Genomic DNA, 15,756 nt, shown 5'->3' on the forward strand with positions numbered 1-15,756 from the left:
CGCCCACCAAGCCGGGGCGGCCGGCGCCCGGGCTCGACCTCGTCCGCGAGGTGGCGCGGTTGGCGCCGGCCAAGCCGTGGTTCGCCATCGGCGGCATCGACGAGCAGCGGCTGCCCGAGGTGCTGGCCGCAGGCGCTCAGCGAATCGTGGTGGTGCGCGCGATCACCGCTGCCGAGGACCCGCAGGCGGCGGCGCGGCGGTTGAAGGCGGCGCTCAGCTCTGACCGTTGACCAGCAGCGGGATCGACGCCGTCACGGTGCGCAGCCGCTCCCAGCTGGCGGCGAATCCCGGATGCAGCGGCAGCTCCGCCACCTCCTCCTCGGCCACCCAGCGCAGTTCGGCGCTCTCCCGGTTGGGCACGGTGTCGAGCAGTTCCGGCGCGTCGGCGATCACGGTGGTGTAGCTCCACGCCGCGCCGCCGATGCCGGCCACCTCGGCGGTGACGACGGTGGTCCGCACGGTGAGCTGATCGGTGGTGAGGCCGGCCTCTTCGTGCGCCTCGCGAACAGCGGCCTGCTCTGCGGTCTCGTGGCTGTCCCGCGCGCCTCCGGGCAGACCCCAGGTGCCGCCCTGGTGACTCCACACCGCGCGGTGTTGCAGCAGCACCGCGGGTGATCCGTCCGGGCGGGGCGCGCGCAGCAGCAGCCCGGCCGCGCCGTGTCTACCCCAGAAACGGCCGTTGTCGGAGAACACCCAACCGTCACCGTCGCCGCGCATCCGTACAGGATAGGACTGCCCGACCTCGGACGGCCGTCGCCGATCGGGCGCGCGTCCTCCCCCGACCTCTTAGGATTCTTTTATAGAGTCGATCGAGTCGTTCAAGTAGCCGGATAGATGAGGACCGCGCACAGGTGACTGTGGAGTTGGCGCACCCGTCAACCGAGCCGCTGGCGTCACGATCACCCACGACGCCGGCGCATCCGCGGTGGTGGTTCCTCTGGACCACGCCCGGCCGCATCCTGACGATCGGGATGGTGCTCTCCGCACTGGCCATCTCCTGTGCGTTCGCCACGTCGACCAGCATCAACGACCGCCAGCAGGCGCTCACCACGGTGCTCGACCACACCGAGCCGCTGTCGTTCGCCGCCGGCCAGCTCTACACCCGGCTCTCGGTCGCCGACGCCGCCGCGGCCACCGCGTTCATCGCCGGCACCGAACCGCGCGACGTGCGGCAGCGCTATGAGCAGGCGATCACCGACGCGGCCGTCGCCCTCACCCGCGCCTCGAGCGGCCTCACCGATGAGCCGCTGGTGCAGCTGCTCGGCCGGATCAACGCGCGGCTGGCCGTCTACACCGGGCTCGTCGAGACCGCCCGCACCAACAACCGGGCGGGCAACCCGGTGGGCTCGTCCTACCTGTCCGAGGCCTCGTCGCTGATGCAGACGCAGATCCTGCCCGACGCGCAGCGGCTCTACCAGGAGACCTCGGCGCGGGTGGACGAGGAGACCACGGCCTCCACCCGGATCCCGAACCCGGTGATCCTGGTGGTGCTGGCGACACTGCTGTTCGGCGCATTCGCCAACCGCTGGCTGGCGCGACGGACCCGGCGCCGGGTCAACATCGGTTTCGTCGCCGGCGGTCTGGCCGTGCTGATTATGGTGGTGTGGGTGGGAACGGCGCTCGCGATCTCCACCGCGGACAGCCGCAGCGCCAAGGGCGCCGGGGCGGAATCGCTGCGGACCATCACGACGCTGGCCATCACCGCCCAGCAGGCGCGCGCCGACGAGACGCTGGCGCTGATCCGGCGCGGCGACGAGAACGTCCGCAAGCAGTCGTACTACCAGCGCATCGACATGATGCAGCAGGAGCTGTCGGACTACCTCGGTCGCGACAATTCGATCGACACCACCGACCTGGCCAACGCCGAGGGTCTGCTGACGCGGTGGCGCGCCGCAGACGACCGGATCAACTCCTACATCGCGGTCGGCAACTACCAGGCCGCGACGCAGGTGGCGCTCGGCACCGGCGAGGACGATTCCACCCCCGCGTTCGACAAGCTCAACGACGCGTTGAACAAGGGCATCGAGGAGAGCCGCGGCCAGCTGCGCAGCGACATCATGAACGCCCGCCGCGTGCTGTCGGGCGCCACCGCGGGCGCCGCGGTGCTCAGCGTGATCGCGGCGATCGCGGTGGCGCTGGGGCTGTGGCCACGACTCAGTGAGTACCGCTGATGAGCGCTTGCGCGAAGAAGAGACAGCCGCTGATGAGCCACAGGCTCCTGCTCGCCCTCGTCACCGCCGCCGCGGTGCTCACCGGCTGTGGGCAGGCGACGTCCTCTACTCCCGCGCCGGGGGTGACGCTCGCGCCGCCCACACCCGCCGGGATGGAGGAGCTGCCGCCGGAGCCGGTGCGGCTGCCCGCGACCGAGGACGACGAGTGCAACCGCAGGGCGAGCCTGCGCCCGTTCAGCGATCGCGACGAGGCCGATGCGGCGGTGCGCAACATCCGGGACCGGGGCCGGCTGATCGTGGGTCTGGACATCGGCAGCAACCTGTTCTCCTTCCGCGACCCGATCACCGGCGAGATCACCGGCTTCGACGTCGACATCGCCGGCGAGATCGCCCGCGACATCTTCGGCTCGCCCGCCCAGGTCGAGTACCGCATCATGTCGTCGGCGGACCGCATCGCGGCGCTGCAGAACAACCAGGTCGACGTGGTGGTCAAGACGATGACGATCACCTGCGAGCGCAAGAAGCTGGTGAACTTCTCCACGGTGTACCTGACCGCCAACCAGCGGATCCTGGCCCCGCGCAGTTCGGCCATCTCGCAGGCGTCCGACCTGTCGGGCAAGCGGGTGTGCGTGGTCAAGGGCACCACGTCGCTGCGGCGGATCCAGCAGATCAGCCCGTCGCCGATCATCGTCGCCGTGGTGACGTGGGCGGACTGCCTGGTGGCGCTGCAGCAGCGGCAGGTCGACGCCGTCAGCACCGACGACGCGATCCTGGCCGGACTGGTGGCTCAGGATCCTTACCTGCACATCGTCGGGCCGAGCATGAACGAGGAGCCCTACGGCATCGGCGTCAACCTTCAGAACACCGGACTGGTGCGCTTCGTGAACGGCACCCTGGAGCGGGTGCGCCGTGACGGGACCTGGAACACGCTGTACCGCAAGTGGTTGACGGTGCTCGGGCCGGCGCCCGCACCTCCGGTCGCAAGGTACGTCGACTGATGCCCGCCGCAGAGGAGGACGAGGGCCCGGGCACGCAGCCGGCGTCGCTGGACGAGCTCGACTCGGTCGCGACGCTGCGGCCGATGGCGACCCAGGCGGTGTTCCGGCCGCACTTCGACGACACCGACAGCATCTCGGTGCGCACCGAGGACACCGACTCGCACGATCACACGACGACCGTGACGCGCACGCTCTCGCCGAGGCGGCGGCTCGGTGGCGGTCTGGTGGAGATGCCGCGGGTGCCCGCCAAGGACCCACTCGACGCGTTGATGGTCAATCCGGTGGTGGCCGAGTCGAAGCGGTTCTGCTGGAACTGCGGCCGCCCGGTGGGCCGGTCCTCGAAGGACGGCAAGGCACAGTCCGAAGGCTACTGCCCGCACTGCGGTAGCCCGTATTCATTTCTGCCGCAGCTCAATCCCGGAGACATCGTCGCCGAGCAGTACGAGATCAAGGGTTGCATCGCGCACGGCGGGCTGGGCTGGGTGTACCTGGCGTTCGACAAGAACGTCAACGACCGGCCCGTGGTGCTCAAGGGTCTGGTGCACACCGGCGACGCCGAGGCGCAGGCGATCGCCATGGCCGAACGGCAGTTCCTGGCCGAGGTGACCCATCCCGGCATCGTGAAGATCTACAACTTCGTCGAGCACAACGACAAGCACGGCAATCCGGTCGGCTACATCGTGATGGAGTACGTCGGCGGAACGTCGCTCAAGCAGGCCAAGGGGTCGGGCCTCGGGGTGGCCCAGTCGATCGGTTACATGCTCGAGATCCTGCCCGCGATGGGGTATCTGCATTCGATCGGCCTGACCTACAACGACCTCAAGCCCGAGAACATCATGCTCACCGAGGACCAGCTGAAGCTGATCGACCTCGGTGCGGTGTCGACGATCAACTCGTTCGGCTACCTGTACGGCACGCCGGGCTACCAGGCACCCGAGATCGTGCGCACCGGTCCGACGGTGCAGACCGACATCTACACCGTCGGCCGGACGCTCGCGGCGCTCACGCTGGACCTGCGCACCCGCAAGGGTCGCTATGTCGACGGCCTGCCGGAGGACGATCCCGTTCTGATCCAATACGATTCGTTCGGCCGACTGCTGCGGCGGGCGATCGACCCGGACCCGCGGCGCCGCTTCGGGTCAGCCGAGGAGATGTCGGCGCAGCTACTCGGCGTGCTGCGCGAGGTGGTGGCGCTCGACACCGGATCGCCCAGACCCGGTCTGTCGACGGTCTTCTCGCCGACGCGCTCGACGTTCGGGATCGACCTGCTGGTGGCACACACCGACGTCTATGTCGACGGCCAGGTGCATTCGGAGAAGCTCACCGCACAGGAGATCGTCAAGGCGCTGCCGGTGCCGCTGGTCGACCCGGCCGACGTCGGTGCGGCGGTGTTGTCCGCGAGCGTGCTGAGCCAGCCGGTGCAGACGCTCGACCAGCTGCGTGCGGCACGACACGGAGCGCTGGACTCGGAGGGCATCGACCTCTCGGAATCGGTTGAGCTGCCGCTGATGGAGGTGCGGGCGCTGCTCGACCTCGGCGACGTCGCGAAGGCCACCCGCAAGCTCGACGACCTCGCCGCCCGGGTGGGCTGGCGATGGCGCTTGGTGTGGTTCCGGGCGGTCGCCGAACTGCTTTCGGCCGACTACGAGTCCGCCATGAAGCATTTCACCGAGGTCTTGGACACCCAGCCCGGCGAGCTGGCGCCGAAGCTCGCGTTGGCGGCGACTGCCGAACTCGCGGGGAGCGCCGACGAGCAGCGGTTCTACGACACGGTGTGGGGCACCGACAACGGCGTCATCTCGGCCGGCTTCGGCCTGGCGCGCGCCAACTCGGTCGAAGGCAACCGCGATGCGGCGGTCCGCACACTCGACGAGGTCCCGGCAACCTCGAGGCATTTCACCACCGCCCGGCTGACCAGTGCGGTGACGCTGCTGTCCGGGCGATCGGCCGCCGAGATCACCGAGCAGCAGATCCGCGACGCCGCACGGCGTGTGGAGGCACTGCCCGACACCGAACCGCGGGTGCTGCAGATCCGGGCGCTCGTGCTGGGCACCGCGATGGACTGGCTCGCCGACAACACCGCGAGCACCAATCACATCCTCGGTTTCCCGTTCACCGAGCACGGCCTGCAGCTGGGTGTGGAGGCCTCGCTGCGCAGCCTGGCCAGGGTGGCGCCCACGCAGTCGCACCGTTACGCGCTGGTCGACCTGGCGAACAGCGTGCGCCCGATGAGCACCTTCTGAGCGGGGAGGCGGCCCGCCGGCATCATGCCGGGGTATGAGTTCGGGCCCGTCCAGGGTCGGACACCAAGATCGAACCGCAGGGCGATGCGCGCGGCACCCCGCGGTTCATAGCGTTCAGTCATGACAACGGCAGACCTGGGCGCACGCCCACCGATCGGTTCTCTGGCCGGATTCCATGCCGGCTCCATACCACTGACGCGCTCCCGATCTCGTCGGAAGCCGTTCGCGGCCATCGCCGGTGCGGTCGCCGGCTGGCTGGCCGGCCCGGCCGCACGGCCGCAGCAGCACCGCCAGGCGCGACGGGAGAGCTTCATGGAGAACGCCGCCATGTCGCGCGAGATGCACCGACTCTGAGCGCATCACGTCTCGGCGTCGAGATTGCTCTCACGCATGACTCGTCTCGCACTTCTCCTGCACCACGTCGATCTCAGCGCAGGACAACCGCTATTCGTCGATGACCTGCACGCAGGCCCGCGCGATCGCCAGCTCCTCGTTGGTCGGCACGACGAGCACCGTGGTGGGCGACCTGTCGGCGGAGATCCGTCGGGCCGCCTTCGCGGGGCTGGCGTTGAGGTGCTCGTCGAGTTCCACCCCCAGCGGCGCGAGCCCGGACAGGGCGTCGCGCCGGACGGCGGCGTCGTTCTCGCCGACACCGGCGGTGAAGCTGATGACGTCGGTGGTGCCCAGCAGCGCCAGGTAGGCGCCGATGTACTTGCGCAACCGGTGGATGTAGACGTCATAGGCCAATTGCGCCTGCTCGTCGCCGGATTCGATGCGCTCGTGCAGCACCCGGAAGTCCACCTCGCCACCGAGACCGCGCACGCCGGCGCGCTTGTTGAGCATGGTCTCGATGTCCTCGACGCTCATGCCGGCGGTCCGCCAGAGATACATGACGACGCCGGGGTCGATGTCCCCGGACCGGGTGCCCATCACCAGGCCCTCCATCGGTGTCAGTCCCATGGAGGTGTCGACCGGGCGCCCGCCGACGATCGCCGACGCCGACGCGCCGTTGCCCAGGTGCAGCACGATCTGGTTGAGCGATTCCGGCGCTGCCCCGAGGAAAGCGGCGGCCTGTTCGCTGACGTACTGGTGTGACGTGCCGTGGAAGCCGTAGCGGCGGATGTGCCACTGCTCGGCGATGTCCCGGTCTATCGCGTAGGTCGCCGCCGCCGGTGGCAGGTCGTGGAAGAACGCGGTGTCGAACACCGCGACGTGCGGCAGGTCGGGCAACGCCTTGCGGGCGACGTTGACGCCGAGCACCGCGGGCGGATTGTGCAGCGGCGCCATCGGCGCCAGCTCCTCGAGCTCGGCGACCAGTGCGTCGTCGATCAGCGTCGGCCGGTACAGATCCGGGCCGCCGTGCACAACGCGGTGACCCACCGCGACCAGCCCGACCGACCCGAGTTGCGCGCCGGCCTCCTCGAACAGCTCGAACACGGTGCGCAGCGCGGCCTCGTGGTCGGCCACCTTGTCGTCGCGGCTGACCTCGCGCTCACCGAGCGTCAGGCTCGCCGAGGACGACTCCTCACCGATCCGCTCGACGACGCCGTCGGCCAGTGATGCACCCGAATCGGGCTGTATCAACTGGAATTTCACCGATGACGAGCCGGAGTTCAGCACCAGGACGGTGCGCTCGGCGCTCACTTGCCCTGCGCCTGGATCGCCGTGATCGCCACGGTGTTCACGATGTCCTCCACGAGCGCCCCCCGGGACAGGTCGTTGACCGGTTTCTTCAGGCCCTGCAGCACCGGACCGATGGCGATCGCACCCGCACTGCGCTGCACGGCCTTGTAGGTGTTGTTGCCGGTGTTGAGGTCCGGGAAGATCAGCACCGTCGCCCGGCCGGCGACCGGTGAGTCGGGCATCTTCGTCTCGGCCACCGACGGTTCGACGGCGGCGTCGTACTGGATCGGGCCGTCGACCAGCAGGTCCGGCTCGCGTTGCCGGACGAATTCGGTTGCCGCCCGGACCTTGTCGACGTCGGCGCCGGTGCCCGACGTGCCGGTGGAGTAGGACAGCATGGCCACCCGCGGGTCGATGCCGAACTGGGCGGCGGTGCGCGCCGAGGAGATCGCGATGTCGGCGAGTTGCTCCGACGTCGGGTCGGGCACGATCGCGCAGTCACCGTAGGCCAGCACCCGGTCGGCCAGGCACATCAGGAAGATGCTGGACACCGTAGAAACGTCGGGCAGGGTCTTGATGATCTCGAAGGACGGACGCACGGTGTGCGCGGTGGTGTGCCGGGCGCCCGACACCATTCCGTCGACCATGTCGTTGTGCACCAGCATGGTGCCGAAGTAGGAGACGTCGTGGATGGTCTCGCGGGCCTGCTCGACCGTCACCCCCTTGTGCTTGCGCAGTTCGGCGTACTGTTCGGCGAACCGGTCACACAGGTCGCTGGTGAGCGGGTCGAGCACGGTGGCCGCGGACAGGTCGACGCCGAGTTCCGCGGCGCGCGAACGCACCTGGGTCTCCTCGCCGAGGATCGTCAGGTCGGCCACCCCGCGTTGCAGCAGTCGCCCGGCGGCCTTGAGGATGCGGTCGTCGTCACCCTCGGGCAGCACGATGTGCCTGCGGTCCGAGCGGGCCTGGTCGATCAACTGGTAGGTGAACATCTGCGGCGTGGTCACCGTCGGCACCGAGATCGACAGCTGCGCAATCAGATCGGCGGTGTCGACGTGACTGTCCATCAGCGTCAGCGCGGTGTCGATCTTGCGCTGCGAGGAGGCGGTGACCCGGCCGCGGGTGGCGGCGACCCGGCTGGCCGTCTCGAACGTGCCGTACGGGGTGGCGATGATCGGCAGCCGCAGCCCGAGCCCGGACACCAGCGCCGAGATCGACGGGTGCAGGTCCAGTCCGCCGTTGAGGATGATGCCCGACAGCGACGGGAAACCCTCGGCGGCGTGCGCACTGACCACGGCGAGCACCACATCCGAACGGTCCCCGGGGGTGACCACCGCGACGGCCTCGGTGAGCCGCTCGAGCACGTGTTCGGCGGTCATGCCCGCGACGAGCACGTCCATCGCCTCGCGGTGCAGCAGCGCCTCGTCGCCGAGGATCAGCGTCCCGTCGACGGCGCTCTGCAGTTCGGCCACCGACGGTGCGACCAGCAGCGGTTCCTCGGGCAGCACGTACGCCGGCGGGCCGACGGTGCGCAGCGCGTCGGCGACCGCTGTCAGCTGGTCGGGGTCGCAGCGGTTGGCCACCACCGCGGCGGTCAGCGCGTGCTGGCCGGCGATCTCGTCCAGGCAGACCTCGACCACCTGTGCCACCTGGGCGGGGCTGCGGTCCCTGGCCTTGACCGCGAGCACCACCGGGGCGCCGAGGTTCGCCGCGATCCGCGCGTTGACGCTCAACTCGCTGGGGGCGGCGACGTCGGTGTAGTCGCTGCCGACGATCAGCACGGCGTCGCACTGGTCGGCCACCCGGTGGTAGCGGTCGACGATCTCGCCGATCGCGGCGTCGGGGTCCTCGTGCAGCTGCTGGTAACTGACGCCGACGCAGTCGTCGTAGGACAGCCCGGCGGTGGTGTGCGCCAGCAGCAGTTCCAGGATGTAGTCGCGCTCAGCGTGGTCTGAAAGGCGGGCGATCGGCCGGAACACCCCCGCCTTGGCGACGGTCGCCGCCAGGCGGTGCAGGATGCCGAGCGCGATGGTCGACTTCCCGGTGTCGCCTTCCGGCGACGCGACGTAGATGGCGGACACTCGGGGTTCTCGGGCCTCGGGCACGAGTCAAAGCCTACGGATCGAGCGGGACCTCCACACCCACCAGCAGGCCGAGGTGGTCAGAGCCCGGCAGGCCGACCGTGCGCGCCGACGTGGCGACGCAGTTGCGCACCAGGACATGGTCGATGCCCAGCACCGGCGGGATGCGGCGCCCGCCGGGGAACGTGCGGCCCAGCCCGGCGCCGGCCTGTTCGGTCGCGGTGCGGTAGCCCTCGTCGAGCAGCCGCCGGAACGGCGCCATGTCCATCGTCGCGTTCAGGTCGCCCGCCACGATCACCGCACCGGCCCCCGCCTGCCCGCCGAGTTCGCGCAGCGTCGCAGGCAGCCGCGCCAGGTCACGTCGCCAGGCACCGATCGGCATGGGCCACGGCGCGGGCAGGTGGATCGCCACCACGGTCGGGGCGATGGCCACCCCGGGCACCTGGATGCGCATCCGCAGCGTCGACAGGGTGTAGTCCTCGACGAAGCCGGAGTCGGTGATCGGGTGGCGGCTCCACACGCCGATGCCGCCGGCCATCGGGTGCGGGTCGAGCATGCGGTGAGGGAAGGCGCGGTCGAGACCGGCCCGCGACAGCCCGGTCGCCGCCTCAGCCGTCATCTCCTCGACCACCAGCACGTCGGCGGTCGCATTCGCCGCCGCCGCGAGGGCACGTGGATCCGCCCGGCCCATGCCGAGATTCGCCGTCAGCACACGCAGCTGAACAGAGGATTCGGCGGCGTGTTCGGAGCCGAGGTAGCGGGGCAGCATGACGACCAGCAGCGTCACCGACAGCAGTGCCGCCAGGCCGGTGAGCACCCAGCGCCGGCCCAGGCCCAGCAGCGCCACGGCGACGGGCGCGGCAAGCATCAGGTACGGCGCCGCCGACGCCACGATGAGCACGGCGTGCCCGTCGATCGGCACGTACCGTGCCGCAAGGCCGAGCGCAGCCGCACCCAGCGCGAGCACGCCGAGGACGGTGAGGAGTATCCGCATCCGCGGCGCGGCGGATCAGCCCAGCCGGCGCAGGCGCGGTTCCAGGTCGCGCTGGAACAGCTCGAGGAATCGCCTCTGGTCGTGCCCCGGTGCGTGGAACACCAGGTGGTTGAGGCCCCAGTCCACGTAGTCCTTCACCTTCTCGACGGCCTCGTCGGGATCGGAGGCGACGATCCAGCGCTTGGCGACCTGCTCGATGGGCAGCTCGTCGGCGGCCTTCTCCATCTCGATCGGGTCGTCGATGCTGTGCTTCTGCTCCGCGGTCAGCGACAGCGGCGCCCAGAAGCGGGTGTTCTCCAGCGCCAGTTCGGGATCGGTGTCGTAGGAGATCTTGATCTCGATCATCCGGTCGATGTCGCCGGAGTCGCGATCGGCCTTCTCCGCCCCCTCCTTGACGGCGGGGATCAGCTTGTCCTTGTACAGCTCCTCGCCCTTGCCGGAGGTGCAGATGAAGCCGTCGCCCGCGCGGCCGGCGTACTTGGCCACCACCGGGCCGCCCGCGGCGATGTACACCGGCACCCCGCCCTCGGGCACGTCGTAGATCGAGGCGCCCTTGGTGCGGTAGTACTCGCCGTCGAAGTCGACGCGGTCACCCAGCCACAGCTCGCGCATCAGCTTCACCGACTCGCGAAGGCGCGCGAACCGTTCCTTGAACTCCGGCCACTCGCCCTCGTAGCCGGTGGCGATCTCGTTGAGCGCCTCTCCGGTGCCGACTCCGAGGAAGATGCGGTTCGGGTACAGGCACGCCATCGTGGCGAACGCCTGCGCGATCACCGCCGGGTTGTAGCGGAACGTCGGTGTCAGCACCGAGGTACCCAGCTGGAGTGTCTTGGTGCGCTCACCGACGGCGGTCATCCACGCCAGGGAGAACGGCGCGTGGCCGCCCTCGTGCCGCCACGGCTGGAAGTGGTCGCTGACCGTGGCGCTGTCCATGCCGTGCGCCTCGGCGGCCACGGCCAGTTCGACGAGCTCGCGCGGCGCGAACTGCTCCGCCGACGCCTTGTAGCCCAGTTTCAGTCCATGTTTGGTTTCAGCCACGCGTTCGTTTCTACTCTCTTGCCTAGACTCGCGGGATGGCGGCGGCGCTGACGCAGATCACCGAGCACGTGTACTTCGCCCGCACCGAGCTGGTGAACTGGACGCTGGTGACGGGTCCCGACGGTGTGCTGGTGATCGACGCCGGCTTCCCGGGGCAGCGCGGCGAGGTGCTGCAGTCGGTGCGCGACGCCGGATTCGGGGTCGACGACATCCGGGCGTTCCTGCTGACCCACGCCCACGTCGACCACTTCGGATCGGCCATCGGGCTGGCGAAAGACCATGGCATCCCGGTGTTCTGCCACGCCGACGAGGTGGGCCACGCCAGGAGGGACTACCTCGAACAGGTTTCGCCGGCCAAGGTCGCGCAGCACATCTGGCAGCCACGGTGGCTGTCCTGGACGGTGGCGATCACCCGCAGGGGCGGCATGGTGCGGGACGGCATCCCGACCGCGCAGGCCCTGACCGACGAAGTCGCCGCAGGGCTGCCGGGTGCGCCACGGGCCGTCCCGACACCGGGCCACACCGGCGGTCACTGTTCGTTCGTGGTGGACGGCGTGCTCGTCAGCGGCGACGCTCTGGTGACCGGCCACCCGCTGCTGCGCCGCGACCGGCCCCAGTTGCTGCCCGACATGTTCAACCACGATCAGGACGGCTGTGTGCGCAGCCTGGGCGCGCTCGGCCTGCTGGAGACCGAGGTGCTGCTGCCCGGCCACGGCCCGGTGTGGCGCGGCCCGATCCACGACCTGGTCGAGCAGGCGCGCCCCCGCTGAGCACGAAGCGGTCAGGGGGCCAGCAGCACGTAGCCGAGCAGGAACAGCGCCGACAGGCAGATCCCGCAGGAGACGATGATCGTCGGCATCAGGATCATCTGGTCGAGTTCCTCGGGCTCGAGCGCGTCGCCGTGCACCGGGCCGAAGAACAGCCGGCCGAAGCGGGTGGTCCGGAGCCGCCGCAGCATCCGGCCGAGCGCGCTGCGGTCGGCGCGTCGGCCGACGAACGACCGCAGCAGAAGACCCCCGGCCAGCAGGAACATCGCCACCGCCAGCATCAGCCATCCCACGGCCGCCTGAGACACCCTTGACCACCCCCACGGGTCTCGCGTGCCGTACAGCCTATCCGCCGGCGGGCAGCCCCAGATGCTCGCGCAGGGTGTGGCCGCGGTACTCGGTGCGGAACGCCCCGCGCTCCTGCAGGAGCGGCACCACGCGGTCGACGAACTCGTCGAGGCCGTGCGGCGTCAGATGCGGCACCAGGATGAACCCGTCGCACGCGTCGGACTGCACGTGCAGGTCGATCTCGTCGGCCACCGCGGCCGGGGTCCCGACGAACTGCTGCCGGTTGGTGACGGCGATGACCAGTTCGCGGATCGAGAGCTTCTCGGCCTCGGCGCGCTCACGCCAACCGGCGGCCATCGCCTTCGGGTCGGCGTGCCGCACCCGGCCCTGGGTCAGCGTCGGGTCGTCGGCGGGTTCGACGTCGGGCAGCGGGCCGTCCGGGTCGTAGTGCGACAGGTCGCGCTGCCACACCTGCTCCAGCATGGCGATCGCGGTGGGGCCGCTGACCTGTTGCAGGCGGATGTGGCGAGCCCGGTCGGCGGCTTCCGCGGCGGTGTCGCCGAGCACGAATGTGGCGGCCGGGAAGACCTTGAGCCGGTCGGGGTCCCGGCCGGCGGCGACCGCGCGGGCCTTGACGTCGGCGTAGTAGCGCTGCCCCGCGTCCAGCGCGGAGTGCAGGGTGAACAGCGCGTCGGCGTGCTGCGCGCCGAACTCGCGGCCGTCTGCGGAGTCGCCGGCCTGCAACAGCAGCGGCTCCCCCTGCGGGCCCGCGGGCAGCGTCGCGACGCCCCGGACATCGAACTGCGTTCCGTGATACCTGATCTCGCGGATCGCGGCCGGGTCGACGTAGACACCGGCGTCCCGGTCGGCGACCACCGCACCGGGCGCCCAGCTCCGCCAGAACTCGCGGGCCACCGTGATGAACTCGGCGGCACGACGATAGCGGTCGGCGTGGTCGAGATAGCCGCCGCGACGGAAATTCTCGCCGGTGAATGCGTCCGACGACGTCACCATGTTCCAGCCGGCCCGCCCGTCGGACAGGTGATCCAGCGATGCGAACTGCCTTGCCACCTCGAAGGGTTCGTTGAAGGTGGTGTTGATGGTGCCGACCAGGCCGAGGCGATCGGTCACACCGGCGAGCGCCGCCAGCACGGTGAAGGTGTCCGGCCTGCCGACCACGTCGAGGTCGTGGATGAGGCCGCGATGCTCGCGCAGGCGCAGCCCCTCGGCCAGGAAGAAGAAGTCGAACAGCCCGCGTTCGGCGGTGCGGGCCAGGTGGACGAACGAGTCGAACTCGATCTGGCTGCCCGAGTCGGGATCGGTCCACACCGTGGTGTTGTTGACCCCCGGGAAGTGCGCGGCGAGGTGAATGGGTTTGCGGTGCTTGCCGTTCCGTGTGCTCATCCGCCCAGTCCCCAGCGCTTGGCGAGCAACTCGTGGGACCGCAGCCGGTCCTCGTGGCGGTGAGTGACCGAGGTGACCACCAGTTCGTCGGCGGCGGTGACCCGCTGCAGGGCCGCCAGCCGGTCGGCGACCTCGTCGGCGTCGCCGACGAACTGCGTGGCGATCCGGTCGGCGACCACGGCGCGCTGCTCGTCGGTCAGCTGAGTGCACCGCGCGGAATCCGGGTACGGCACCGCGCCGTCGCCGGCGCGGATCGAGTACACCCAGTGGCCGTAGCCGGCCGCCAGCCGGTGCGCGGTCTCGGAGTCGTCGGCGACCAGCACGTCGGCCGAGACCACCACATAGGGTTCGGCCAGCCACGCCGACGGGGTGAACGCGTCGCGGTAGGCGTCGACCGCCTCCAGCGCCGTCGCCGGGGTGATGTGGTAGCTGGCGACGAACGGCAGCCCGCGGGCGCCGGCCACCTGGGCACTCTGGCCCCTGCTGCTGCCGAACACCCACGGCGTCAGGCCCGCGCCCTCGCCGGGAACCGCGTGCGCCTCGACGTCGCCGACGCGGTAGCTGCCTGCGAGCATCGCCAGGATGTCGTCGACCTGCTCGGCGAAGTCGGGTGACTCCGCGCCGGGTTGCTGCAGCGCCGCCATCCGGGCGGTGAAGCGCGGCTTGGTCAGCAGTGCGCGCGTGTCGAACGGCGGCGGCACCACCACGCCGTCGACGTCGAGCCAGTCGCTTCGCGGCTCGGGCTTCTCCGGCGCCGGTTGCCCGGCCGCGTCGCGGCGCCGCTGACCCGATCGGCCCAGCCCCAGGTCGATGCGGCCGGGGTGAAAGGCGTCGAGCGTGCCGAAGCTCTCCGCCACCGCGATCGCCGTGGTCTGACCGACCTGGACGGCTGCCGATCCGACCCGGATCCGGTCGGTGGCCGCGGCGATCTGGCCGATCAGCACGGCGGGCGACGAACTGGCCACCGCCACGAAGTGGTGCTCGGCGACCCAGTACCGCCGGAACCCCCACTGCTCGGCGTGCCGGGCCAGGTCGACGGTGTTGCGCAGTGCGGTCGCCGCGTCACCGCCCTCGGGGATCGGCGACAGGTCGAGCACGGACAGCGGAACGGTCATGACGCACGCACCGCGGCGTATCGGTTGTCGGCCACCGGGAGTGCGAGCCGGCTGCGCAGCGTCTCGTCGGCATAGCCGGTGCGGAAGCGGCCCGCGTGCTGCAGGCGGGGCACCACCTCGTCGACGATGCCGGGCAGGTCGGTGGCGTGCACGGCCGGGCGCAGCCGGACGCCGTCGACCCCGAGGTCGTGCCAGGACAGCAGCAGGTCCGTCAGTTCATCGGCGCTGCCGCCGAATATCGCTGCGTCAGAACGGAAGTCGGTGTCACCGGTGAGCGAGACCACGAGGTCGGCGTACACCTTGAGATCGGTGCCGCCCGCGGTCGCGACCTCGTCGAGCAGGGTGGGCACCGCGGCGTCGTCGGCGGGCGTGATGAACACCAGATCGGCACTGCGCGCAGCGAACTCGTACACCCGCGGCGCATGGGCGAGCGCCGCGACCACAGGTTGCCCCTGCGGTGGCCGCGGCGTGATCGACGGGCCCTTCACCGAGAAGTGCGGGCCGGTGAAGTCGATGTAGTGCAGCTTGTCCCGGTCGACGTAGCGGCCGGACGCCACGTCGCGGATGACGGCGTCGTCCTCCCAGGAGTCCCACAGCCTGCGCACCACCTCCACCGCGTCGGCGGCCTCGTCGAACAGGCCGTCGACGAACGACGGATCGTCGGCGCCGGCCCACGACCGCCTGCCGAACAGTGCCGCCTCGTGCGCGGTGGCGCTGACCCGCGGCTGCCATCCGGCCCGGCCGTGTGAGACGAAGTCGAGGGTGGCGATGGCCTTGGAGACGTGGAACGGCTCGGTGTGGGTGACCGTCGCGACGGGGATCAGGCCGATGTGGCGGGTCGCCGCGGCGATGCGCGCGGCCACCAGCGCGGCGTCGGCGCGGCCGGCGGGCCGGTGCGGGTCGATCCGCTGACCTCGTCCCGGCTGAGGCATCAGGGAGTCGTCGACGGTGAGGAAGTCGAGCAGACCGCGCTCGGCCGTGGCGGCCAGTCCGGCCCAGTACCGGCCGCCGAGCACCGACGGCAGCTCCGGCGT

General features: G+C 70.5%; 15 protein-coding genes. 6 read left to right on the top strand and 9 right to left on the bottom strand.

Going from position 1 to position 15,756, the window contains the following annotated elements:
• Positions 1-230: thiamine phosphate synthase (locus tag Q2100_RS12145; RefSeq protein ID WP_302914252.1), on the top strand; the 230-nt coding region annotated here is incomplete at its 5' end.
• On the opposite strand, the gene Q2100_RS12150 is transcribed toward Q2100_RS12145, so the two are convergent.
• Positions 214-717 (bottom strand): NUDIX hydrolase, encoded by a 504-nt coding sequence (locus Q2100_RS12150; RefSeq protein ID WP_264013603.1) that lies wholly within the window; start codon positions 715-717, stop codon positions 214-216. The two genes, Q2100_RS12145 and Q2100_RS12150, sit on opposite strands and share 17 nt — an antisense overlap.
• Positions 718-851: 134 nt before the next feature.
• Here Q2100_RS12150 and glnX point away from each other — a divergent pair, with 134 nt between their 5' ends.
• The 4 genes from glnX (at position 852) to Q2100_RS12170 (ending at position 5,766) form a co-directional block, all read left to right on the top strand.
• Positions 852-2,171 (top strand): protein kinase G-activating protein GlnX, encoded by a 1,320-nt coding sequence (gene glnX, locus Q2100_RS12155; RefSeq protein WP_264013602.1) that lies wholly within the window; start codon positions 852-854, stop codon positions 2,169-2,171.
• Positions 2,171-3,169, top strand: a complete 999-nt coding sequence (locus tag Q2100_RS12160) for a glutamate ABC transporter substrate-binding protein (protein ID WP_302914253.1) — start codon at positions 2,171-2,173, stop codon at positions 3,167-3,169. The genes glnX and Q2100_RS12160 overlap by 1 nt, the downstream gene beginning before the upstream one ends.
• On the top strand, positions 3,169-5,412 hold the full coding sequence (locus Q2100_RS12165) for a serine/threonine-protein kinase PknG (protein ID WP_302914254.1): 2,244 nt from the start codon (positions 3,169-3,171) through the stop codon (positions 5,410-5,412). Before Q2100_RS12160 ends, Q2100_RS12165 begins: the two co-directional genes overlap by 1 nt.
• Before the next feature lie 120 nt (positions 5,413-5,532).
• Positions 5,533-5,766 (top strand): hypothetical protein, encoded by a 234-nt coding sequence (locus Q2100_RS12170; protein WP_302914255.1) that lies wholly within the window; start codon positions 5,533-5,535, stop codon positions 5,764-5,766.
• 90 nt (positions 5,767-5,856) lie between these two features.
• Here the strand turns inward: Q2100_RS12170 and Q2100_RS12175 are convergent, their stop codons facing one another.
• From Q2100_RS12175 to fgd, 4 genes are read right to left on the bottom strand one after another with little or no spacing between them, the layout of a single operon-like run.
• Entirely contained in the window at positions 5,857-7,056 is a 1,200-nt protein-coding gene (locus Q2100_RS12175) for an acetate kinase (RefSeq protein WP_302914256.1), read from the bottom strand.
• Positions 7,053-9,140, bottom strand: coding sequence for a phosphate acetyltransferase (pta, locus tag Q2100_RS12180; RefSeq protein WP_302914257.1), 2,088 nt, complete (start codon positions 9,138-9,140; stop codon positions 7,053-7,055). Before pta ends, Q2100_RS12175 begins: the two co-directional genes overlap by 4 nt.
• 10 nt (positions 9,141-9,150) lie before the next feature.
• Positions 9,151-10,110: an endonuclease/exonuclease/phosphatase family protein gene (locus Q2100_RS12185; protein WP_302914258.1), complete on the bottom strand. Its 960-nt coding sequence runs from the start codon at positions 10,108-10,110 to the stop codon at positions 9,151-9,153.
• Positions 10,111-10,125: 15 nt separating this feature from the next.
• Entirely contained in the window at positions 10,126-11,127 is a 1,002-nt protein-coding gene (gene fgd / locus Q2100_RS12190) for a glucose-6-phosphate dehydrogenase (coenzyme-F420) (RefSeq protein ID WP_302914264.1), read from the bottom strand.
• A 56-nt stretch (positions 11,128-11,183) separates the two neighbouring features.
• On the opposite strand from fgd, the gene Q2100_RS12195 reads away from it, so the two are divergent.
• Entirely contained in the window at positions 11,184-11,918 is a 735-nt protein-coding gene (locus tag Q2100_RS12195; RefSeq protein WP_302914259.1) for an MBL fold metallo-hydrolase, read from the top strand.
• An 11-nt stretch (positions 11,919-11,929) separates the two neighbouring features.
• Here the strand turns inward: Q2100_RS12195 and Q2100_RS12200 are convergent, their stop codons facing one another.
• From Q2100_RS12200 to Q2100_RS12215, 4 genes are all read right to left on the bottom strand, one after another.
• Entirely contained in the window at positions 11,930-12,223 is a 294-nt protein-coding gene (locus Q2100_RS12200; protein WP_302914260.1) for a hypothetical protein, read from the bottom strand.
• 37 nt (positions 12,224-12,260) lie between these two features.
• Positions 12,261-13,607, bottom strand: coding sequence for an NtaA/DmoA family FMN-dependent monooxygenase (locus Q2100_RS12205; RefSeq protein ID WP_302914261.1), 1,347 nt, complete (start codon positions 13,605-13,607; stop codon positions 12,261-12,263).
• Positions 13,604-14,722 carry an LLM class flavin-dependent oxidoreductase gene (locus tag Q2100_RS12210; RefSeq protein ID WP_302914262.1) on the bottom strand — a complete coding sequence of 373 codons (1,119 nt, stop codon included), beginning with the start codon at positions 14,720-14,722 and terminating at the stop codon, positions 13,604-13,606. The genes Q2100_RS12205 and Q2100_RS12210 overlap by 4 nt, the downstream gene beginning before the upstream one ends.
• Positions 14,719-15,756: LLM class flavin-dependent oxidoreductase (locus Q2100_RS12215; RefSeq protein WP_302914263.1), on the bottom strand; the 1,038-nt coding region annotated here is incomplete at its 5' end. The genes Q2100_RS12215 and Q2100_RS12210, both read right to left, overlap by 4 nt.

Source organism: Mycolicibacterium arseniciresistens (genome assembly GCF_030519285.1).
In the GTDB taxonomy this organism is placed as follows: Bacteria; Actinomycetota; Actinomycetes; order Mycobacteriales; family Mycobacteriaceae; genus Mycobacterium; species Mycobacterium arseniciresistens.